Source organism: Variovorax sp. P1_H2 (genome assembly GCF_056405295.1).
Genome location: NZ_JBFUCJ010000012.1, coordinates 45,597 through 66,297 on the forward strand (window position 1 = coordinate 45,597; position 20,701 = coordinate 66,297).

Below are 20,701 nucleotides of genomic sequence, written 5' to 3' on the forward strand. Positions count from 1 at the left end.
ACGCTCCGATGGGCAGCGCATTGCGCGTGACGCTCGGCCAGCACTCGCTGGCCGGGCCCCATTCGCTGAACCAGGATTTCCACGGCGCCATGCTGCCGGAGGGATCGCTGCGCATCTCCAAGGGCATCGCGGTCGCGCTGGCCGACGGCATCGGCTCCAGCCGCGTCAGCCAGGTGGCGAGCGCGGCGGCGGTGCGCGGCTTTCTCGACGACTACTACGCGACCTCGGATGCCTGGTCGGTGCGCCGCTCGGCCCAGCGGGTGCTGAGCGCCACCAACTCGTGGCTGCATGCGCAGACCATGCGCAGCGACGCGCGCTTCGACAAGGACAGCGGCTACGTCTGCACCTTCAGCGCGCTGATCCTCAAGGGCCGCGACCTGCACCTGCTGCATGTCGGCGATGCGCGCATCCATCGCCTGCATCCGCATGCGCTGGAGCAGCTCACCGAAGACCACCGCATTCACGTGTCGTCGGTCGAGTCGTACCTGGGGCGCGCGCTGGGCGCGGCCCCCAACGTCGAGATCGACTACCGCTGCTGGCCGGCGGAAGTCGGCGAGGTCTACCTGCTGGCCACCGACGGCGCCTATGCGCACATCGATGCCGAGGCGGTGCACCACGCGCTCGCCCGCTGCGGCGACGATCTCGACGAGGCGGCCCGCCTGCTCGCGTCGGCGGCACGGGCGAAGGGCGGCGACGACGACAGCACGGTGCAGCTGCTGCGCATCGAGGAACTCCCGCTGGCCGATGCCGCGCAGCTGCAGCGGCAGCGCGAGGGCCTGGCGATCCCGCCGCCGCTGGCGCCGCGGGCAAGCTTCGAGGGATTCACGCTGGTGCGCGAACTTCACCTGAGCTCGCGCAGCCACGTGCACCTGGCGGTGGACGAGGCGACCGGCCGGCAGGTGGTGCTGAAGCTGCCTTCGGTCGACCTGCGCGACAACCCGGACTACCTCGACCGCTTCGTGCTCGAAGAATGGGTGGCGCGCCGCATCGACAGCCCCCACGTGCTGAAGGCCAGCGCGATCGACCGGCCGCGCGGCCACCTGTATGTCGCCATGGAGTACGTCGACGGCCAGACGCTGGCGCAATGGATGGTCGACCACCCCCGCCCCCCGCTGGACAGCGTGCGCGGCATCGTCGAGCAGCTGGCCAAGGGCCTGCAGGCGCTGCATGGCAAGGAGATGCTGCACCAGGACCTTCGCCCCGAGAACGTGATGATCGACCGCACCGGCACCGTCAAGATCATCGACCTGGCGACGACCCACGTGGCGGGCCTGGCCGACAGCGCGCGAGACCCCCGGGCGCTCGCCATCGAAGGGAGCCTGCAATACACCGCGCCGGAGTATTTCGTCGGCCATGGCGGCAGCGCACGATCGGACCTGTTCTCGCTGGCGGTCCTCGCCTACCAGATGCTGACGGCGCAGTTGCCGTATGGGCTGCAGGTCTCGCGGGTGCGGACCCGCGCCGACGCGAGCCGGCTGCGCTATGTGCCGGTGCGCCACTTCCGGCCCGACCTGCCCGCGTGGGTCGATGCGGTGCTGCAGAAGGCCCTGCACCCGGACCCGGCCAAGCGCCAGCAGGCGGTGTCCGAACTGGCACACGACCTCAGGGCGCCGGGCCAGGAGTTCCTGCGCCCGCGGCCGTCGGCCCTGATCGAGCGGAACCCTGTGCGCTTCTGGCAGTGCACCACCGTGCTGCTGGCCGCTGCCGTGCTCGTTCTGCTGGGGCTGCGGATGGCCGGACAGTGAGGCAGCAGCAGGCCTTCGCGTTCAGAAGCGGTCTGCCAGCCCCATCGCCGGATCGCTCACCGAATGCCGCCCGGTCTCCACACGGCCGGCGAAGCGCCGGTAGAAGCTGGGGTCGGCATCGCAGGTCACGGCGAAGTCGTACCACTGGCCGCTGGCGTCCAGGCTCCAGCGCATGCGGGTGTCGCCGCCGCCGTTGACGCGGAGGCTCGACGAGCCGTCGCGGTTGCTGCCGTAGACACCGCGGTCGTCGTGATCGTCGTTGCCGTGGCCGTTGCCGTCGCGGCGGTCGTCATGGCGGTCCTTGCCGCCAGCCTCGTAGGCCTCGGGACGCGCATAGACCTGGTTGGACTGCACGGTGAAGCGGCAATCGCGCCGGCCGTCGTTGCGCAACTGAAGGTGGAGGTCGCCGCGGCGCTTGTCGTAGCCCACCCGGATCTCGGGCAGCGCCACGCCCCCTGCACGCAGCCGGTTCAGGTCGCCCTTGAAGTGGCGGTGGAAGCCGTTCGGCCCGAGCACCCACAGATCGTACAGGCCGGCGTTGTCGGCCATGGCGGCCCAGTCGCCATCGAGCTGCTTGCCGGGCTCGACCACGTAGCGGCGCGGCAGGCGCTCCGCCAGGTTCAGCTTGTCGTAGACGTGGAACACGGCGGCGGCCTGGCCGCTGTTGGCGAACAGCAGCTGCACGCGGCCGTTGAGTGAGTCGGCCCGCGCGCTGGCGTGGAGCTCGTAGGGCAGCGCGCGCGAGGGGCGCACGCCGGTGGCCTGCGCCGGCAGCGTGGCGTCGGTCGTCGGGGTGATCTTCGGCAGCGCCTGCTGGGCGGCGGTCAGCGCATCGGCCTCGTCCTTGGTCGTATGCCCGGCCAGGGTGGGCAGCGGCTCGTTGTTGGGGCGCTCGAAATTGAAGGCGCTGGTGAGGTCGCTGCAGACGGCACGGCGGTACTTGCTGATCTGCGGCTCGACCACGCCGAAGCACTTCTCGAGGAACATCAGCGTCGAGGTGTGGTCGCAGACCTGCGAATTGACCCAGCCGCCGCGGCTCCAGGGCGAGACCACCCACATCGGCACGCGCGGGCCGGGGCCATAGGGCCGGCCATCGATCGCGGGCTGGCTCGAGGTCGCGGGCGCGTAGTCGTGGTATTCGACCGCCACGTCGGCAGCGGCCAGCGTGCAGCCGCCGGCCAGTGTCCCGTCGGCGTTGCGCGACGGCGCCGACGGCGTCGGCAGATGGTCGAAGAAGCCGTCGTTCTCGTCGAAGTTGACCAGCAGCACGGTCTTGCTCCAGACCTCGGGGTTGGCGGTCAGCGCGTCCAGCACCTGCTGCACGTACCAGCCGCCCTTCGCCGGGCTCGACGGCCCGGGGTGCTCGCTGTAGGCCGACGGCGAAATGATCCACGACACCGCGGGCAAGGTGCCGTTGCGGATGTCGTCGCGGAAGGTTTCCAGGAAACCTTGCGGCATGGTGTTGCCGAAGCCCTTGGCCAGCGGGCTGAGCGCGTCGTCGACCACCGGGTCGTAGAGCGGGCCGGCGGCAGTGACCGGCTGCGTGATGTCCGTCGCCGCGACATAGACCGGGCGGCGGGCCACCGGCATCTGCTCGATCGCGGCGCGCCAGTGGCGAAAGCCCATCATCTCGTTGCAGCCGTAGTTGTCGATCAGGCTCTGGTAGACCTTCCACTTCACGCCGGCCTTCTCCAGCCGGTCGGCATAGGTGGTCCAGGTCCAGCCCTGGGTCGACGGGCCGATGTCGTTGCCACCGTTGAACTGGTTGTTCAAGGCGGCCACCTGCACCTTGCTGGCGTCGACCGGGCTGATGCCGTTCGGGCCGTTGGTGCCGCTCCAGTAGAACAGGCGGTTCGCGATGGTGCCCGTGTGCATGCCGCAGTGGTAGTGGTCGCACAGCGTGAAGGCTTCGGCCAGCGCGCGCTGGAACGGGACTTCCGCGGTGTCGTAGTAGCCCATCGACAGCAGGTTCTTGGCGTCCGGCCACTTGTACATGCGGCCGTGGTCCCACGCCGCCTGCGAGTCGGACCAGGTGTGCGGCGTGCTGCCGGCGCGTTGCGCGTTGCCCTTGCTCTCGTCGAGGCGGTAGGGAACGTAGGTGCTCGGCGGCGTCGTCTTGGTATAGGTCTGATGAAAGATGTTCTTGCCGTTGGGCGCCGGGAGGGCAAAGCGGTCGCCGTAGCCGCGCACGCCCTTGAAGGTGCCGAAATAGCTGTCGAAGGAGCGGTTCTCCTGCATCAGCAGCACCACGTGCTTGACGTCCTTGATGGTGCCGGTGTCGTGGTGGGCGGGGATGGCCAGCGCGCGGCGGATGCTGGGGGGAAAGGCGGCCAGCGTGGCGGCGGCAATGCCGGTGCCGGTGGAGCTCTGGAGAAACTTGCGACGTGTGGTCATGGCGGGGTCGGTTTCGGCATGGATGGAACGGGCGTCAGGGTGCGTAGCTCACGCTGGGCTCGCTGCTCGCGCCGGACGGGGCCGTGGCGGTGTCGGTCTTGCTGGCGGTGCCGGTGGTCGTGGCGCCGGTGGCCTCGCCGAGGCCGCCGCTACCGCTGCCGCCACCGCAGGCGGTCAGGGCACAGGCCAGGAGCGACAGCGCGAGCGGCGCGCGAAAGATGGACCAGGAATACATAGAGGGAACACTCCATTGCTTGGAATCGTGGGGACTCGACGAGCGTCGAGGCCTTCCAAGACTAGGCAGCGGCCGTGACGTCGCGATGAAGCGACGATGACATCGCGCGCGACGCGCCGGGGTGTTCCTCGTGGTGCCGCGAACGCATCGATCGATAATTCGACGCGCTGCCGCGCCCTTCGCCCTTCGCCCTCCTTCCAACCCGAGCCCCTCATTCGTGACCCAGCAGAATTCCTCCGGCCGTTCGGCGCGCCGCGGCAGCGGCGGCATGACCCTCAGCGACGTGTCCAAGGTCGCGGGCGTGTCGACCATCACCGTCTCGCGGGCGCTGAACACGCCCGAGCTGGTGTCGCCGGAGACGCGCGAGAAGGTCCGCGCGGCGGTGGAGCGCACCGGCTACGTGCCCAACCGGCTGGCCGGCGGACTGGCGTCCAACCGCAGCCGGCTGGTCGCGGCGCTGGTGCCGACCATCGCCGGTCCGGTCTTCCTCGAAACCATCCAGGCCCTGACGGAGGCCCTCGACGAGAGCGGCTACCAGCTCATGCTCGGCCAGAGCGGCTACCACCACTCCCGCGAGGACGCGCTGATCGACGCCATCATCGGCCGCCGCCCCGACGGCATCGTGCTGACCGGCATCATGCGTTCGGCCGACGGCCGCCGCCGGCTGCTCGCCTCGGGCATCCCGGTGGTCGAGACCTGGGACCTGACGCCGACGCCGGTCGACATGCTGGTCGGCTTCTCCCATGAGAAGGCCGGTGCGGCCATTGCGGACTTCCTGCATGCCAAGGGCTACCGCCACCCGGCCGTGGTGACCGGCGACGACCAGCGCGCCGACCTGCGGCGCGCGGGCTTCACCGCCGCCATGGCCGGCCTGGGCGTGGCGCAGGTGCCGGTGCACACCGTCCCGGCGCCGACCACCCTCGGCAGCGGCCGCGCCGCGCTGGCCGAACTGTTGACGGCCGCCCCGCAGACCGACGTGGTGGTCTGCAGCTCCGACGCGCTGGCCCACGGCGTGATCACCGAGGCGCATGCGCGCGGCATGCGCGTGCCGGCCGACATCGGCGTGATGGGCTTCGGCGACCTGGCCTTCGCGCAGCATGCGCACCCCGCGATCTCGACCGTGCGCATCGACGGCACCGCGATCGGCCGCCAGGCCGCGCGCTTCATCGTCGATCGCGCCAAGGGCATCGAGGTCGCGCAGAAGATCGTCGACATCGGCTTTTCACTGATCGAGCGCGACAGCGTCTGAGGCGCAGCACGCCTGCCCGCGGTGCAGCCGCGAGTCGAGGCATTCCGACGGCCTCCGCCGGCCTTGACAGCGGAAACATTCAGACTCGAATTTCATGAATCTACCCAAGGTAAACCCTGGGTTCGAATCGAAATGACAGCGCTAACATTTGTATCTGACGAGCCGACGACCAACGACGCCCCCCATGACCGACCCCACGCCGCCCGCCCCGACCCCGCCCGCGCCCGCGCCCGCGCCCCGCCGCAAGCAGCCCGAAGAGCTCCGCTCCCATCGCTGGTACGGCGTGAAGGATCTGCGCAGCTTCGGCCACCGCTCGCGCACCGCGCAGATGGGCTTCAGCCGCGCCGACTACCTCGGCAAGCCGGTCATCGCGATCCTCAACACCTGGAGCGACATGAACTCCTGCCACACGCACTTCAAGCAGCGCGTGGAGGAGGTCAAGCGCGGCGTCTGGCAGGCCGGCGGCTTTCCGGTCGAGATTCCGGCGATGAGCCTGGGCGAGGCCTTCCAGAAGCCGACCACCATGCTCTATCGCAACCTGCTCGCGATGGAGGCCGAGGAGCTGATCCGCTCCTACCCCGCCGACGGCGTCGTGCTGATGGGCGGCTGCGACAAGACCACGCCCGGCCTGGTCATGGGCGCGCTGGCGATGAACCTGCCGACCCTCTTCATGCCCGCCGGCCCGATGCTGCGCGGCGACTACCGGGGCCAGGTGCTGGGCTCGGGCTCCGACAGCTGGAAGTACTGGGCCGAGTTGCGCGCCGGCAACATCAGCGAGAGCGACTGGCAGGAGGTGGAGGACGGCATCGCGCGCTCGGCCGGCACCTGCATGACGATGGGCACCGCCAGCACCATGACCAGCGCCGCCGAGGTGCTGGGCCTCACGCTGCCGGGCGCCTCGTCGATTCCCGCGGTCGACTCGCGCCACGCCATGATGGCCACGCACACCGGCCGCCGCATCGTCGACATGGTCTGGGAAGACCTGAAGCCGCTGGACTTCCTCACCGCGGGCTCGTTCGACAACGCGGTCACCGCCGTGCTGGGCCTGGGCGGCTCGACCAACGCCATCGTCCACCTGATCGCGATGGCGCGCCGCGCCGGCGTGCAGCTCGACCTGGCGCGCTTCGACGAACTGGCGCGCGGCACGCCGGTCATCGCCAACCTGCGGCCCGGCGGCAAGTACCTGATGGAGGACTTCTATTACGCCGGCGGCCTGCGCGCCTTCCTGAAGGAGATGGGCGCGCTGATCGACGGCAGCCAGCGCACCTGCAACGGCCGCACGCTGGGCCAGAACATCGAGGGCGCCCAGACCTTCAACGCCGACGTGATCCGGCCGCGCAGCGAAGCGCTGCTCGAGGGCGGCGGCCTCGCGGTGCTGTACGGCAACCTGGCACCGGCCGGCGCGGTCATCAAGCCGGCCGCCATGGAGCCCCACCTGCGCAAGCACACCGGCCCGGCCCTGGTCTTCAGCAACTACGACGACCTGGCCGCGCGCATCGACGCACCCGAGCTGCCGGTCACCAAGGACAGCGTGATCGTGCTGCAGAGCGCCGGCCCGCAGGGCGCGCCCGGCATGCCCGAGTGGGGCCAGCTGCCGATCCCGCAGAAACTGCTGAAGCAAGGCGTGCGCGACATGGTGCGGATCAGCGATGCCCGCATGAGCGGTACCAGCTACGGCGCCTGCGTGCTGCATGTCACGCCCGAGTCGCACGTGGGCGGGCCGCTGGCGCTGGTGCGCGACGGCGACCTGGTCACGCTCGACGTCGAGGCGCGCCGCATCGACATGGCCGTGAGCGACGAGGAACTCGCGCGCCGCCGCGCCGATTGGCAGAAGCCGATTCCGAAGTTCAGCCGCGGCTACGGCGTGATGTTCCTGAAGCACGTGCAGCAGGCCGACACCGGCTGCGACTTCGATTTCCTCGCCCCCGACTACGCCGGCGACGCAGCCGGTGCCGGCAAGGGCGAGCCCGAGATCCACTGAAGACATCCAGAGACCAAGGAATGAAGCCCATGGAGACAACCCCCACCCCCTGCCGGTCCTCGCGCCGCTCCCTCGGCGGCATCGCCGCGGGCATCGCGCTGGCCGCCGCGCCGCTGCTGCTGCCGACGGCCGCCAGCGCGCAGGGACCGGCGGCCTGGCCGACCCGGCCGGTCACCTTCGTCGTGCCCTTCGCGCCCGGCGGCGGCACCGACATCGCGGCGCGCCTGCTGGCCGTGCGGCTGGGCCAGAAGTGGGGCCAGTCGGTGCTGGTGGACAACCGCACCGGCGCCGGCGGCCTGGTCGGTGCCGAGCTCGTGGCCAAGGCCAGGCCCGACGGCTACACGCTGCTGATCGGCAACGTGGGCACGCAGTCGATCAACCCCTCGCTCTACAAGATGCCCTACGACGCCGACCGCGCCTTCACGCCGGTGTCGCTGTTCGCCGAGCTGCCCTTCGCCTTCGTCGTCAACCCGGGCGTGCCGGCCAAGACGCCGAAGGAACTGATCGCGCTGGCCCAGGCGGCGCCGGGCAAGTACACCTACGCCAGCTCGGGCAGCGGCGGCTCGCCGCATCTCACGGCCGAGATCTTCCAGCAGGCCGCGGGCGTGAGCTTCGTCCACGTGCCCTACAAGGGCGGCGGCCCGGCCATGTCCGACCTGATGGCGGGCCATGTCGACATGCTGTTCGCATCGATCCTCGAAACCTCGGGCTACGTGAAGACCGGCAAGCTGCGCGCACTGGCCGTGACCAGCGCGCAGCGCTCGCCGGCCATGCCCGAAGTGCCCACGCTGGCCGAGCTGGGCGTGCCCAATGCCGAATCGGGCTCGTGGGTCGCGCTGCTGGCGCCGGCCGGCACGCCGCAGGCGCTGGTCGACCGGATCTCGGCCGACGTGAAGGAAGCCGTGGCCACCGAGGACATGCGCCGCGCCCTGATCGCCCAGGGCGCCACGCCGCGCGGCAGCACGCCGGCCGAACTGCAGAAGACCATCGACGCCGACAAGCAGCGCTATGGCCAGGTCATCAAGAGCCGCGGAGTCAAGGTCGAATGAACACGAAGCAAGAACACCGCGGCGCCACGATCGACCGCCGCGCGCTGCTGCGCGCCGGCGCGGCCTCGATGCTGCTGCCCGCGTCGCTGCACGCGATGGCGCAAGGCGATGCCTGGCCCAACCGGCCGATCACCTACGTCGTGCCCTTCACGCCCGGCGGCTCGACCGATGTCATCGGCCGCCTGATCGCGCAGAAGCTCGGCGAGGTCCTGGGCCAGCCGGTGGTCGTCGACAACAAGCCCGGCGCCGCGGGCGCGGTCGGCGCCGGCTACGTCGCCAAGGCCAAGCCCGACGGCTACACGCTGTTCGGCGGCACCATCAGCACGCACGCCATCAACGCCAGCCTCTACAAGAACCTGCCCTACGACCCGGTGAAGGACTTCGACCCGATCGCACTGGTGGCCTTCCTGCCGAACGTGCTCATCGTCGACCCGGCGCTCGGGGTCAACTCGGTGGCCGAGCTGGTGGCGCTGCTCAAGAAAGATCCGTCGAAGCGCACCTTCGCATCGTCCGGCGCCGGCACTTCGACCCACCTGGCGGGCGAGATGCTGGGCGACATGATCGGCGTGAAGCTCACGCACATCCCGTACAAGGGCACGCCGCCCGCGATGCTCGACGTCTCGTCGGGCCAGGTCACCTTCATGTTCGACCAGATCACCGCGGCGCTGCCGCTGGTGCAGGGCGGCAAGCTCAAGCTGCTGGCCGTGACCAGTGGCAAGCGCATGGCGCTGGCGCCGACGCTGCCGACCATGCAGGAGGCCGGCGTGCCGGGCTTCGAGATGGCGTCGTGGCAGGCGGTGTATGCGCCCAAGGGCCTGCCCGCGCCGATCGCACAGCGGCTCTCGACCGAGATCAACAAGATCCTGCGCACCCCCGAGGTGAAAGACAAGCTGACCAACCAGCTCGGCATGGAAGTGGCCGCGGGCTCGCCGGCCGAACTCGCCGCCCTGATGCAAAAGGAAATCCCGCGCTGGAGCGAACTGGTCCGCAAGTCCGGCGCCAGCGCGAACTGACCCCCTCTTCATCCCCTGACCGAACATGTCCGACACCCCCACGCCCCTCTCCGACGAAGCCCGCGAACGCCTGCGCCACGTGAGCGTCGCCACGCTCTGCACGCAGCTCTTCAAGCGCGGCTTGCGCAACGTCTATCTGCAGCACGTGAAGCGCCTGACAAAGCCCACGGGCGGCAACCTGGTCGGCCCGGCCTTCACGATGCGCAACATCCCGGCGCGCGAGGACATCGACCAGATCAGCGCCTTCGACGACCCGAACCATCCGCAGCGCAAGGGCATCGAGAGCGTGCCGCCCGGCCATGTGCTGGTGATCGACTGCCGCGGCGAGACGCGCGTGGCCTCGGGCGGCCAGATCCTCACGACGCGGCTCAAGGTGCGCGGCGCCGAGGGCCTGGTGTCCGACGGCCCGGTGCGCGACAGCGGCCCGATCTCGCAGATGGACTTCCCGGTGTACTGCGCCGGCGGCAGCGCGCCGCTGAACCTGATCCACCATCACGCGATCGACCTCGACGTGCCGATCGGCTGCGGCGGCGTGCCGGTGTACCCGGGCGACGTGATGGTCGGCGACGACGAAGGCGTGGTCGTGATTCCGCACCACCTCGCGGAAGAAGTCTCGCGCGACGCCGTCGAGCAGGAAAAGATGGAGGCATTCATCCTGCAGCGCGTGGAGGGCGGCGCCAAGCTGGCCGGCACCTACCCGCCGAACGCCGAGACGCGCGCCGCCTACGAGGCCTGGCGCAAAGCGCAGGACGCCGCCGGGCGCTGAGTCGCACGAAACACACGGAGACCCCATGCACCGCAGAACCTTCGCCGCCACCGCGGCCCTGCTCGCGCTCGCCGGCGCACTGCCGGCCGTGCCGGCGCTGGCGCAGAACTTCCCGACCAAGTCGATCACCATCGTCGTGCCTGCCTCGCCCGGCGGCGCCATCGACCTGGCGGCGCGCCTGATCGGACAGAAGCTCACCGAGGCCTGGGGCCAGCCGGTGGTCATCGACAACCGGGCCGGCGCGACCGGCATCATCGGTACCGACCTGGTGGCCAAGAGCCCGCCCGACGGCCACATGCTGGCACTGGTCGCGAGCAGCCACGCGATCAACCCGAGCATGGTGAGCAAGCTGCCCTTCGACACCGTGAAAAGCTTCGAGCCGGTGGCGCTCACGCACGTGGTGCCGCTGGTGCTGATCGTCTCGCCCGAGCTGCCCGTGAAGTCGGTCAAGGAACTGATCGCCTACGGCAAGGCCAACCCGGGCAAGCTGAGCTTTGCCTCGAGCGGCAACGGCGGCGCGCCGCACTTCTCGGGCGAACTCTTCAAGTCGATGGCCGGCATCCAGATGACGCACATCCCCTACAAGGGCAGCACGCTGGCGCATCCCGACCTGATCAGCGGGCGCACCTCGCTGATGTTCGACACCGTGGCCGCGGCCAACGTGCAGATCAAGGCCGACCGCCTGCGCGCGCTGGCGGTGACGACGACCCGGCGCTCGTCGGTGCTGCCCGACGTGCCAACGATGCAGGAGGCCGGCGTGCCCGGCTACGAGACCAGCACCTGGGGCGGCCTGCTGGCGCCGGCCGGCACGCCCAAGGCGACGGTCGCCAAGCTCAACGCAGAGGTCAACAAGATCCTGGCGATGCCCGACGTGCGCAAGACGCTGCAGGACAACGGCATCGAGCCCGGCAGCGGCACGCCCCAGCAGTTCGGCGACTTCATCGGCACCGAGATGGTGAAGTGGTCGAAGGTCGCCAAGGATGCGGGCATCCAGCCCGAATGAAGGCTTCGATGACTGTTCCACGCATTCTCCAGAACGGCCCGCTGCTGCCCGCGCTCGAGGCGCGCCTCGCCGAAACCTACGACGTCCATCCGCTGCACAAGGAGGCCGACGCCAAGGCCTTCCTGGCCGCGCACGGCGGCGACTTCGTCGGCCTCGCCACCTCGGCCCGCTTCGGTGCCGATGCGGCGCTGCTCGCCGCGCTGCCGAATCTGAAGGTGATCTCCAGCTTCGGCGTCGGCCTCGATACCATCGACATCGACGCGGCGCGCGCCCGCGGCATCGCGGTCGGCTACACGCCGGATGTGCTCAACGACTGCGTGGCCGACACCGCCTTCGCGCTGGTGATGGACGTGGCGCGGCGCTTCACCGCATCCGACCGCTTCGTGCGCAGCGGCGCCTGGCTGAAGGGCCAGTTCCCGCTGGCCAGCAAGGTGTCGGGCAAGCGCCTGGGCATCCTCGGCATGGGGCGCATCGGCCGCGTCATTGCGCGCCGCGCCTCCGGCTTCGACATGGCGGTGCGCTATCACAACCGCAAGCCGCTGGCCGATGTCGATTACGGGTACGCCGCAACGTTGAAGGAGCTCGCCGAGTGGGCCGACTTCCTGGTGATCGCGAGCGCGGGCGGCGCCGAGACGCGCGGCCTGGTGTCGCGCGAGATCCTCGATGCGCTCGGCCCGCAGGGCTACCTGGTCAACATCTCGCGCGGCTCGGTGGTCGACGAGAAGGCGCTGGTCGATGCGCTCGCCAGCGGCCGCATCGCGGGTGCGGGCCTCGACGTGTTCGAGGACGAACCCCGGGTGCCGGAGGCCTTGTTCGCGCTCGACAACGTCGTGCTGCTGCCGCACCTGGCGAGCAACACGCACGAGACGCGCGCGGCGATGGGAGAGCGGGTGGCGGACAACCTGGCGGCCTTCTTTGCGGGGCGGCCGCTGGTGAGCGCCGCGGCCTGAGCGCTACGCGCCGGAGGTCTTCGGCTCGCTCGCGTGGATCAGGCCTTGACGAGCATCTCTGCCAGCGGGCGGGTCGAAGCTGATTCACTGCCCTGCCGGGGGGCCGCCTTGCGGCGCTGCTTGTGGGCATACATCAGCGAGTCGGCACGCCGCAGCAATTCCTCGGCGGTCGAGCCGTCGGCCGGAAAGACCGCGGCGCCCGCCGACGCCTGGACGCCGATGCTCAGCTCGCCGTAGCGGACCTTCTCGGCGATCTTCTCGACCAGCCGCGCCGCAGCGCGGTCGGCGGCGGCCTGGCTCGCGATGCCGTCCAGCAGCACCACGAATTCGTCGCCGGCCAGGCGTGCGGCGATGTCCGAACGGCCGACGCCATCGTGAAGGCGCTGCCCGACCGCCTTGAGGATGGCATCGCCGGCCGCATGGCCGTAGGTGTCGTTGATGGTCTTGAAGCCGTCGAGATCGATGAACACGAGGGCGAAGGGCCGCGCCAGCGTCGCCGAATGGCGGGCGATCCAGTCGGGCATCACGCTCAGCACCCGGCGGCGGCTCGCGATGCCGGTCATCGGGTCGTGCAGGACCTCGTCGCGCAGGGCCTTGGCCAGCGCGTCCATCGAGAGGTTCTTCAGGATGCCGACGAAGAGGCGGTCCGGCCCGCTGCGCAGGCTGGCCACCTGCAGGAACAGCGGGAACAGCTGACCGCTCCGGGTGCGGCCCACCAGTTCCCGGCCGCGGCCGATGATGTTCTCGGTGCCCGTCGTGAGGTAGCGCTCCAGGTGGTGGTCGTGCTGGCCGGCGTCGGCGCCATCCATCAGCACCGACACGTTGCGGCCGACCACGTCGCTTGCCTCGTAGCCGAACATGTCCTGCGCGGCCTTGTTGAAACTGAGTATCGCGCCGGTTTCGTCGATGCTGACGATGCCGTCGAAGGTGCAGTTCAGGATGCCGTTCAGCTGGTCGTTGCGCAGCTTCTGCTGAATCATCACCGTCAGCCGGGAACGCACGGTGACGGCGTCGAAGGCGAGCAGGAAGTCGTCGACGCCCATGGCCAGTGCCCTTTCGATGTCGGCGCTGGTGCGGCAGCACGCGATCAACGGCGTCCACAGGGCATTCGGCTCGCGGGAAGCGACGAAGGCCTGGATGAAGGCGAGCGACTGCGGCGTGAAGTCGACGATCACCAGTGCGACGTCGCACGCACGGTCCGACAACGCTTCGAGCGCATCGAGCGGCAGCACCTGCAGGTCGAAACCCGTTTGCGCCAGGATGGCGGTATCGATCATGGCGTACGCCGGCTCGCAGACGTAGAGCACTGTCGATTCATGAGTGGGCGCGATGCGGCGCAGCGTCGTGTGGCTCAAAGGGGTCCCGTTGCAGTGATCGATCAAGCATGGCTTGCCTGGATGCGTCTCGCCGCACAGGCCGTGGAGGCGCTGCCCGATCGACTGCAATCGCCACCGGCCTATTCAAGCACGAGCCATGCCTTCAAGCAGGTCCGGGTCACGACGGCGCGCCGAGCTTCCGGGCAAGGTTTCACGGAATTTCGTGTTGCTTTGCAATGAAACGCCATGTGCTTTTCCCAAGACCATCGCGCACCTGCTTGCCTCGTCTTGGTGCTCGCAGTCGTTCTTCGCATGTGCCATCATCAGCCCCCGGTCGGGCAAGCGCGAATCCGAAGGACGCCGGAAACCAGGTGTTGAGTGCAGGCAACCAAGCACGGAGGTTTGCCATGGCCGACGATGGAACCGAAGGCGATCGAGAAGCGCTCGATCTTCTCATCCGGGGATTTCAGGTCTCGCGGATGCTCCGATTGGTGGCTGATCTCGGTCTTGCGGACAAGCTTCCGAAAGACGGCAGCCGCCACGTGAGCGAGCTGTCCAAGGAATGTTCAGTGCTTGCCACGCCGCTGCTGCGGGTCCTGCGCGCGCTTGCCGCTTTCGGCGTCTTTCGAATTGGCGCGGACGGCAGCGTCGCTCATTCTCCGCGCTCCGTGCTCCTGAGGACCGATGAACCGAACAGTCTTCACCATGGCGCGAAGTTCTGGACTGCACCCGGTTCGTGGAAGGCTTGGGGCCTTCTGGATTCCGCCCTTGCTGGCGGCAATCCCCATCAGGCCGCCTGGAACATGGGCCGCTTCCAGTACCTTCGCGAGCATCCCGACGAGGCTCGAAGCTTCGACGCCTTCATGGCGAACTTCCCCGATCGCCGACACCAGACCCTCGCCGCCAGCTTCGACTTTTCTGAAGCGAAGCTGATCACAGACATCGGCGGCGGCAACGGCGAGGCCTTGCGGCAAATACTCGCGCGGTTCCCAGGGCCACGCGGCCTGGTCTATGACCGCGACGACGTCGTCGCGGCCATCCCGCCAGAAGCGCGAGCTGGCGGAAGAATCGACGTTCGAGGCGGAAGCTTTCTTGATCTCGTCCCTGAAGGCGCGGACATCTACCTCCTGGCCCGCGTGCTGCACGACTGGTCCGACGACGATTGCATTCGAATCCTGCGCAACTGCCGTGCCGCCATGGCACCGAGCACGCGCTTGCTGATCGTGGAACAGATCCTGGAGCCCGACCCAACGCTCGGACGGCCGACGGGCTATCTGGTCGACACGCAGATGATGGCCATGTTCGGCACTGCGCGAGAGCGCACCACCTCCGAATTTTGCGAACTGCTCCAGCTCTCAGGCCTTGCGCTCGAGCGCGCCATCGAGACCGCATCGCCGGTGTGGATCATGGAGGTCATTCCCGTGTGAGCGGCGGGGGGCTTTCCCTGCACGACGGCCGCGGAGGATCTCGGTCGAGACGATGCGCCTCGACAACGCCGACCGGCGCCCGAGCAAGAACGAACGCAGCAGTTCGGGATAGTCGGGGCGCACCTCCTCGCGGACCGAGGCCCGGCTGGACAACGCGCTGCGCCACGCACACAGCCTTGGCAGGCCGACGAAGAAGCCAAAGTCGTCGATCGTGTCAAAGACGTCGAAGTATCTGAACACGGGACCGAAGACGGCATCGACGATGCTGAAGTCCTGGCCGGCGAAATAAGGGCCGGCGCCCAGCGCAGCCTCGAGCTGTTCGAACCGGGCCCGAATGTCCCGTGCACGCGCGGCCAATGCGTCGTCGTCTTGCGCGTTGTAGAGCGCCGCGATGGTGCCCAGCAGCGCCGACCCGAACTCCATCCAGGCGCGATGACGTGCCCGCTCCAGCGCGTCGTCAGGGTGCAGGCGCGGCGCCACCGTCTCGTCCAGATATTCGCAGATCACAGCCGACTCGAAGATGGCCTTGTCGCCAACCATCAGCACCGGTGTCTTGCCCAGCGGCGAGATCTGCAGAAACCAGTCCGGCTTGTTGGCCAGGTCGATGTCCCGCCGTTCGAAGGCGATGCCCTTCTCCTTGAGCACGATCGCCGCGCGCTGAACGTAGGGGCACAGCACATGCGACACCAGCCTGAACGACGGGGTCGCCCCATCGGTCCCGGCCTGACGCGCAAAAGGGTCGACGCCGTAGCCACCGGCCGCACCGTGGGTCGAAGGGTTCATTGCATTTTTCCAATAGATTGGCGATGAGAAGAATCTAATATTGCGCATTCGCCTATGAAATAGGCGCCGGAGAAATCAATGAATGCGCCGATGCAATACCGGCTGAGCGCCTCGGACCTCGAGATGGTGTTGGCGATGGTCCGGGCGGGCACGCTTGCCGCGGCCGGCGAACGGCTGGGTGTGGATGCATCGACGGTTTTCCGATCCATCCAGCGCATCGAGCGCGGGCTGGGACAACCGCTGTTCGAGCGCTCGCGTTCGGGCTATCTGGCGACTGAACTGGCCCAGTCGCTGGCCGAGCAGGCGGAGCAGGTGGAAGCGGCGCTCGAGTCGGCGCGGTCTGCCGCCCAGGTGCGGCCGGACCAGGTCTCGGGCACGGTGCGCATCACCACGACGGACACGATCCTGCATGGCCTGGTGGCGCCGGCGCTGAAGGCCTTGCATTCGAAACATCCCTTGCTGGCGTACGAGCTGCACACGGGCAACGAGCTCGCAAGCTTGACGCGGCGTGACGCCGACATTGCGGTGAGGGCCACCAAGCGTCCTCCCCAGCATCTGGTCGGCAAGCACGTGGGGCCGATTCGCATGGCCCTGTACGCCGCCAAGAAGGGGGCGGTGAAGCGCTTCGCCGATGTCGAGGCGGGCAAGGCGCCGTGGATTGCACCGGACGATGCGCTGCCCGAACACCCGTCCGTGGTCTGGCGCAAGCGCCGCTTCCCGAAGTCCGCGCCCGCCTATCGCGTCAACAGCGTCCTCACGGTGATGGAGCTCGTGGCGCTTGGCTTGGGGGTCGGGATGCTGCCGGTTTTTCTGGCCCGGGGACGGCCTGATCTGCTGCAGCTCACCGGCATCGTCGACGAATGCCAGACCGAACTGTGGCTGCTGACGCACCCGGAATCACGCCATCTGCGCCGAGTCGCGACGGTGTATTCGCACTTGGCCAGAGCCATGTCATTGTCTTGACCCGCCTCGGCGGTGAATCGCCCCAGCCAGCCGGGGACATATAACCCCACATCCCCGGGGCTTGGGAGCGTCAATAAAATCCGTGCCCACGCCCCCCGCCAGGGCTTGCTCACTTCGCCTAACCCGAATTCCCCTATGTCCGAGATTGATTTGTCCGCGCAGAAAGCGGCGGTTCGCAGCGTTCTTGCCACCCATGGGATTCGCCCGGCATTGGCACTCCTCAACGACAGGACACAGTACCGATACACGGCCATCTACAAGTTGAGCGGCGAAGCGATGCGCGCGGAGCACGTCTTCGACCGCAGCGCTGAATACCGCACCTGGTTGAAAGCCGTTCCTCTGGACAAGAGCTTTTGCAAGCACGCGATGGAACTGGGCGAATTCGTGACCGGCCACGTCTCCAAGGACGAAGCCCTGATGAGCTACCGCCCCTACGTCGGTCTCGTCGAGTCGTACTACGGGCGGCTGCTGACCCGCGAGTGCGGGACGCCCTATGGCACGTTCATTCATTTCGATCTGGAACCCCGAAGCATCGCCGCGAAGGAGATCTCGTTTCTCCAGGAAGTGACGCCGCTGTTTCTCGACTACCTGGACTGACTGGCGCATTCATGGGGCCATGCGCCCGTTCGGCCCGCAACCCGGCGTCGAGCCGCGACGGCAAGGCCTGAATCCGCTCCAGAATTCAACGGCACCGTCCGATCTGTTTGGCGCAGAATATCCGCCCGTGCGGCGAACAAGACCCTGCGCGCGGATGCATCACCTTGAGACGAGGAGACGATCATGGCATTCAACGGTTCGGCCATCGCGGCATTGCTGGACGGCGCCGTATCGAAGGGCATCCTGCACGGCGTTGCGGCGGTGGTCGTCGACCGCAACGGTCCGCTTTTCCACCATGCTGCCGGCGAAGCGGGCGAACGCACGTTGTTCCGCAACGCGTCGATGACCAAGGCAGTCGCCACCACGGCGGCACTGCAGCTCGTGGAGCAGGGGCGACTGAGCCTCGATGCCACCGTCGAATCGATCCTGCCGGAGTTCGGCCGCATGTCCGTGCTGGACGGCTTCGACGGCGACAAGCCGCGCCTTCGGCCGCCTGCCAGCAAGGCCACGGTGCGCCAGCTCATGACGCACACGGCCGGCCTGGGGTACTTCTTCGTCAACGAAAAACTGCTCCGGTACCACGCGCTGACGGGGGAGCCCAACCCGCTGTCGGGCCTGAAGCGCAGCCTGTCGGTACCGCTGGTCAACGACCCGGGCACCGCGTGGGAGTACGGCGTCAACACCGACTGGCTGGGGCTCATCGTCGAGAAGATTTCGGGGCAGAGCCTCGGCAGCTACCTGCGGCAATTCGTCTACGGGCCACTGGGTATGAACGACTCGACCTTCGCGCCCAGCCCCGAACAGCGCGAACGTCTGCTGCGCGTGATGCAACGTCAAGCCGATGGCACGCTCGCGCCATCGCCGCACGACCTGCCGCCCACCCCGGAGTGGGACGCCGCCGGCCACGGCTCCTACGGAACGGTGCAGGACTATGGCCGCTTCATGCAGGCCTGGCTGAACGACGGCGCCGGCATCCTGAAGCCCGCCACAGTGCAGATGGCGCTGCAAGACCACCTTGGCCAGATCCAGCTGCCGACGCTGATGAAGTCGACGGTGCCCGAGCTGTCGAACGACGTGCCCGCACTTCCGGTTCCGCAGTCCTGGGGCCTGGGCTTTCATCTCACGCTGGCCGATCTGCCGGGCATGCGCAGCAACGGAACCGGCGACTGGGCGGGCGTCTTCAACTCGTACTACTGGATCGACCGCTCGAAGGGCATCGGCGGGGTACTGATGACGCAGCTGCTGCCCTTCTTCGACATGCCGGTCGTCGAGACGCTCATGGGTTTCGAGATGGCGGTGTACCAACAGGTGGGCGCGGCCGTACCCGCGGCTTGAGTTTCAACACCGAGGACGCACGGCACCGGGGTGGGCCGCGCGCCCTGTACCTTCTTGCTAGTCCAGCCCGTCCTTCTTCATTTCATCCAGAGCCCAGCCCTTGTGTGACGTGAAGAAGAACAACCTCCACTTGCCGTCTTCGAGACGCCAGCGACTGAAGCTGGGCTCGCTCACGTCTTCGCGCTTGTACTTGCCATCGGTCTTGGGCGGAATCAAACCGACCTGACGCAACACGACGCTGGCTGTTCCGTCGGGCATCATGCGGACGCGCTTCACCTCCCATTGGAGGTCGGTACTCTTGACGTCGTACTCGAAGGTGGGCTTCACCGCTTTCTTACCCTTCATGCGCCCGTAGTAGTCGAGCGCCTGTGTGAACCAGACGTCCTCCGTCATCAGTGCCAGCACGGCATCGACGTCATGCTGATTCCAAGCCTTCTCGAATTGCGCGATGGCATTGCGCAAATCGCCTTCCGTGCCAGCAGCCGGAGCCTTCTTTGTTTGGGCACTCGCGCCACGGTTGAACAACATCGCTGCGGCGGTCACGCCAATCATGAAGGTCCGTCGTTGATTCATGGCCACTTCCTCCGAACGGAAGCTTGGTTGCCGGCAAAGGTGTTGTCAACCAGGGCCGCCGAGGCTGACCCGAAGGCCGCTCTGGAGCCGCCGCAACAGCAGGTTCGGGCGGCGGATTCAACCGGTCGATGCATCCGACCGGCTGAAGCGACCGGGGTACCCATCACAATCGCCACCTGGCGGCGGCAGTCGTCGCTTCGCCCGCGAAGCCAGTCCATTTTTTCTCTTTCAGCGATCCATGTTCACCCTGACCCGCCTGACCTTCCAACGCGCCAGGAAAGAGCGCTTGCCCCAGGTCGCCGGGAGCCTGACCTTCACGACCTTGTTGTCCATCGTGCCCTTGCTGGCCGCGAGCTTCGCGCTGTTCACGCGGTTCCCGGTCTTCAGGCGCTTCAAGGACGCGCTGCAGGAGATCTTGCTGAGCAGGCTGCTTCCGGCGGACATCGCACGCACGGTCCTGAAGTACCTGACCCAGTTCGCCGCGAACGCCAGCGGCCTGACCTGGGTCGGCTCGCTCTTCCTGCTGGGCGCAGCCGTCGCGATGCTGCTGACCGTCGAGAACGCACTGAACCAGATGTGGCAGGTCCGGAAGAATCGGCCGTTGCTCAGGAGGGTCGGCCTGTACCTGCTGATGCTGGCCGTCGGGCCACCCGTTCTGGGCCTGAGCCTGTGGGCCACGTCGTATGTGCTGGGCAGTTCCGTGGGCCTGATCGGCGCGCTGCCGCGATCGCTCGCATTCGTGCTCGACCTCGGGCCGTTCGTGCTCGGCGTGCTTGCACTGACGAGCATGTTCTACCTCGTTCCGAACACCCATGTACGGCTGCGCGACGCCGTCGCGGGCGGCTTGATCGCCAGCGTGGCCTTCGAACTCGGCAAGCGCGGCTTCACCGCCTACCTCGTCAAGGTGCCGACGTACAAGGCACTGTATGGGGCGTTCGCCGCGCTCCCCATGTTCTTGCTGTGGGTGTACTTCTCGTGGCTGGTCACGCTGGTCGCGGCCATGATGACGGCCAACCTGGCGCTCACCCGACGGCGAACGGGGGGCAAGCCCGCTCGGGCGTAGCTGGTACTTCCTTCAAGAAGAGCATGCCGATCAAGACGGCAAAGCCGGGTCAGGCCGCTGAATGACGATCGGCTGCGCCGTCGCGGCCGCAGCTCACGGGGGTGCGACACCGATGCTGCTTACAGACTTGCTTCCAGGTCGGTCAACGTGACCATCAACATCATCGGATCCACAAGGCGTCGATTTAGCTTCACGCTCCGTGACCAAATCCTCGCAGCGCATCGCCGCTCAGGGATTACCCGCGTCGGCATGGCTTTCG

General features: G+C 68.0%; 19 protein-coding genes. 14 read left to right on the forward strand and 5 right to left on the reverse strand.

The features are described from left to right. Window positions 1-8: 8 nt before the first annotated feature. Window positions 9-1,745: a bifunctional protein-serine/threonine kinase/phosphatase gene (locus AC1D2E_RS06905; protein WP_478196705.1), complete on the forward strand. Its 1,737-nt coding sequence runs from the start codon at window positions 9-11 to the stop codon at window positions 1,743-1,745. A 21-nt stretch (window positions 1,746-1,766) separates the two neighbouring features. On the opposite strand, the gene AC1D2E_RS06910 is transcribed toward AC1D2E_RS06905, so the two are convergent. Continuing rightward, entirely contained in the window at window positions 1,767-4,139 is a 2,373-nt protein-coding gene (locus AC1D2E_RS06910) for a phosphocholine-specific phospholipase C (protein WP_478196706.1), read from the reverse strand. 34 nt (window positions 4,140-4,173) lie between these two features. Next, entirely contained in the window at window positions 4,174-4,374 is a 201-nt protein-coding gene (locus AC1D2E_RS06915) for a hypothetical protein (protein WP_478196707.1), read from the reverse strand. A 217-nt stretch (window positions 4,375-4,591) separates the two neighbouring features. On the opposite strand from AC1D2E_RS06915, the gene AC1D2E_RS06920 reads away from it, so the two are divergent. The 7 genes from AC1D2E_RS06920 (at window position 4,592) to AC1D2E_RS06950 (ending at window position 12,385) form a co-directional block, all read left to right on the forward strand. Next, complete coding sequence (locus AC1D2E_RS06920; RefSeq protein ID WP_478196708.1) at window positions 4,592-5,623, forward strand: LacI family DNA-binding transcriptional regulator; 1,032 nt, start codon at window positions 4,592-4,594, stop codon at window positions 5,621-5,623. A gap of 184 nt (window positions 5,624-5,807) precedes the next feature. Beyond that, complete coding sequence (araD, locus tag AC1D2E_RS06925) at window positions 5,808-7,604, forward strand: L-arabinonate dehydratase (protein ID WP_478196709.1); 1,797 nt, start codon at window positions 5,808-5,810, stop codon at window positions 7,602-7,604. A gap of 29 nt (window positions 7,605-7,633) precedes the next feature. Continuing rightward, window positions 7,634-8,653, forward strand: a complete 1,020-nt coding sequence (locus AC1D2E_RS06930; RefSeq protein ID WP_478196710.1) for a Bug family tripartite tricarboxylate transporter substrate binding protein — start codon at window positions 7,634-7,636, stop codon at window positions 8,651-8,653. Continuing rightward, the gene (locus AC1D2E_RS06935) at window positions 8,650-9,666 is read left to right on the forward strand and encodes a Bug family tripartite tricarboxylate transporter substrate binding protein (protein ID WP_478196711.1); all 1,017 of its coding nucleotides are present in this window, start codon (window positions 8,650-8,652) and stop codon (window positions 9,664-9,666) included. Before AC1D2E_RS06930 ends, AC1D2E_RS06935 begins: the two co-directional genes overlap by 4 nt. Before the next feature lie 25 nt (window positions 9,667-9,691). After that, the gene (locus tag AC1D2E_RS06940) at window positions 9,692-10,432 is read left to right on the forward strand and encodes a ribonuclease activity regulator RraA (RefSeq protein WP_478196712.1); all 741 of its coding nucleotides are present in this window, start codon (window positions 9,692-9,694) and stop codon (window positions 10,430-10,432) included. A 25-nt stretch (window positions 10,433-10,457) separates the two neighbouring features. Beyond that, window positions 10,458-11,435: a tripartite tricarboxylate transporter substrate binding protein gene (locus tag AC1D2E_RS06945; RefSeq protein WP_478196713.1), complete on the forward strand. Its 978-nt coding sequence runs from the start codon at window positions 10,458-10,460 to the stop codon at window positions 11,433-11,435. An 8-nt stretch (window positions 11,436-11,443) separates the two neighbouring features. Then, the gene (locus tag AC1D2E_RS06950; protein ID WP_478196714.1) at window positions 11,444-12,385 is read left to right on the forward strand and encodes a 2-hydroxyacid dehydrogenase; all 942 of its coding nucleotides are present in this window, start codon (window positions 11,444-11,446) and stop codon (window positions 12,383-12,385) included. Window positions 12,386-12,423: 38 nt separating this feature from the next. On the opposite strand, the gene AC1D2E_RS06955 is transcribed toward AC1D2E_RS06950, so the two are convergent. Next, the gene (locus tag AC1D2E_RS06955) at window positions 12,424-13,740 is read right to left on the reverse strand and encodes a diguanylate cyclase domain-containing protein (protein ID WP_478196715.1); all 1,317 of its coding nucleotides are present in this window, start codon (window positions 13,738-13,740) and stop codon (window positions 12,424-12,426) included. Window positions 13,741-13,755: 15 nt separating this feature from the next. Between AC1D2E_RS06955 and AC1D2E_RS06960 the strand changes: the two genes are divergently transcribed. Continuing rightward, window positions 13,756-13,941, forward strand: a complete 186-nt coding sequence (locus AC1D2E_RS06960; RefSeq protein WP_478196716.1) for a hypothetical protein — start codon at window positions 13,756-13,758, stop codon at window positions 13,939-13,941. A 167-nt stretch (window positions 13,942-14,108) separates the two neighbouring features. After that, window positions 14,109-15,128: a methyltransferase gene (locus AC1D2E_RS06965; RefSeq protein WP_478196717.1), complete on the forward strand. Its 1,020-nt coding sequence runs from the start codon at window positions 14,109-14,111 to the stop codon at window positions 15,126-15,128. On the opposite strand, the gene AC1D2E_RS06970 is transcribed toward AC1D2E_RS06965, so the two are convergent. Next, window positions 15,057-15,818 (reverse strand): glutathione S-transferase family protein, encoded by a 762-nt coding sequence (locus AC1D2E_RS06970; RefSeq protein WP_478196739.1) that lies wholly within the window; start codon window positions 15,816-15,818, stop codon window positions 15,057-15,059. The genes AC1D2E_RS06965 and AC1D2E_RS06970 overlap by 72 nt on opposite strands. A 171-nt stretch (window positions 15,819-15,989) precedes the next feature. Here AC1D2E_RS06970 and AC1D2E_RS06975 point away from each other — a divergent pair, with 171 nt between their 5' ends. From AC1D2E_RS06975 to AC1D2E_RS06985, 3 genes are all read left to right on the forward strand, one after another. After that, window positions 15,990-16,874 (forward strand): LysR family transcriptional regulator, encoded by an 885-nt coding sequence (locus AC1D2E_RS06975; protein ID WP_478196718.1) that lies wholly within the window; start codon window positions 15,990-15,992, stop codon window positions 16,872-16,874. Between the two features lie 135 nt (window positions 16,875-17,009). Then, the gene (locus AC1D2E_RS06980) at window positions 17,010-17,471 is read left to right on the forward strand and encodes a hypothetical protein (protein ID WP_478196719.1); all 462 of its coding nucleotides are present in this window, start codon (window positions 17,010-17,012) and stop codon (window positions 17,469-17,471) included. Window positions 17,472-17,654: 183 nt separating this feature from the next. Next, window positions 17,655-18,806, forward strand: coding sequence for a serine hydrolase domain-containing protein (locus AC1D2E_RS06985; RefSeq protein WP_478196720.1), 1,152 nt, complete (start codon window positions 17,655-17,657; stop codon window positions 18,804-18,806). Between the two features lie 57 nt (window positions 18,807-18,863). On the opposite strand, the gene AC1D2E_RS06990 is transcribed toward AC1D2E_RS06985, so the two are convergent. Then, a complete protein-coding gene (locus tag AC1D2E_RS06990) occupies window positions 18,864-19,379 on the reverse strand; it encodes a nuclear transport factor 2 family protein (RefSeq protein ID WP_478196721.1) in 516 nt (171 codons plus the stop codon). Window positions 19,380-19,617: 238 nt separating this feature from the next. Here AC1D2E_RS06990 and AC1D2E_RS06995 point away from each other — a divergent pair, with 238 nt between their 5' ends. Then, window positions 19,618-20,442: a YihY family inner membrane protein gene (locus AC1D2E_RS06995; protein ID WP_478196722.1), complete on the forward strand. Its 825-nt coding sequence runs from the start codon at window positions 19,618-19,620 to the stop codon at window positions 20,440-20,442. Window positions 20,443-20,701 lie beyond the last annotated feature (259 nt).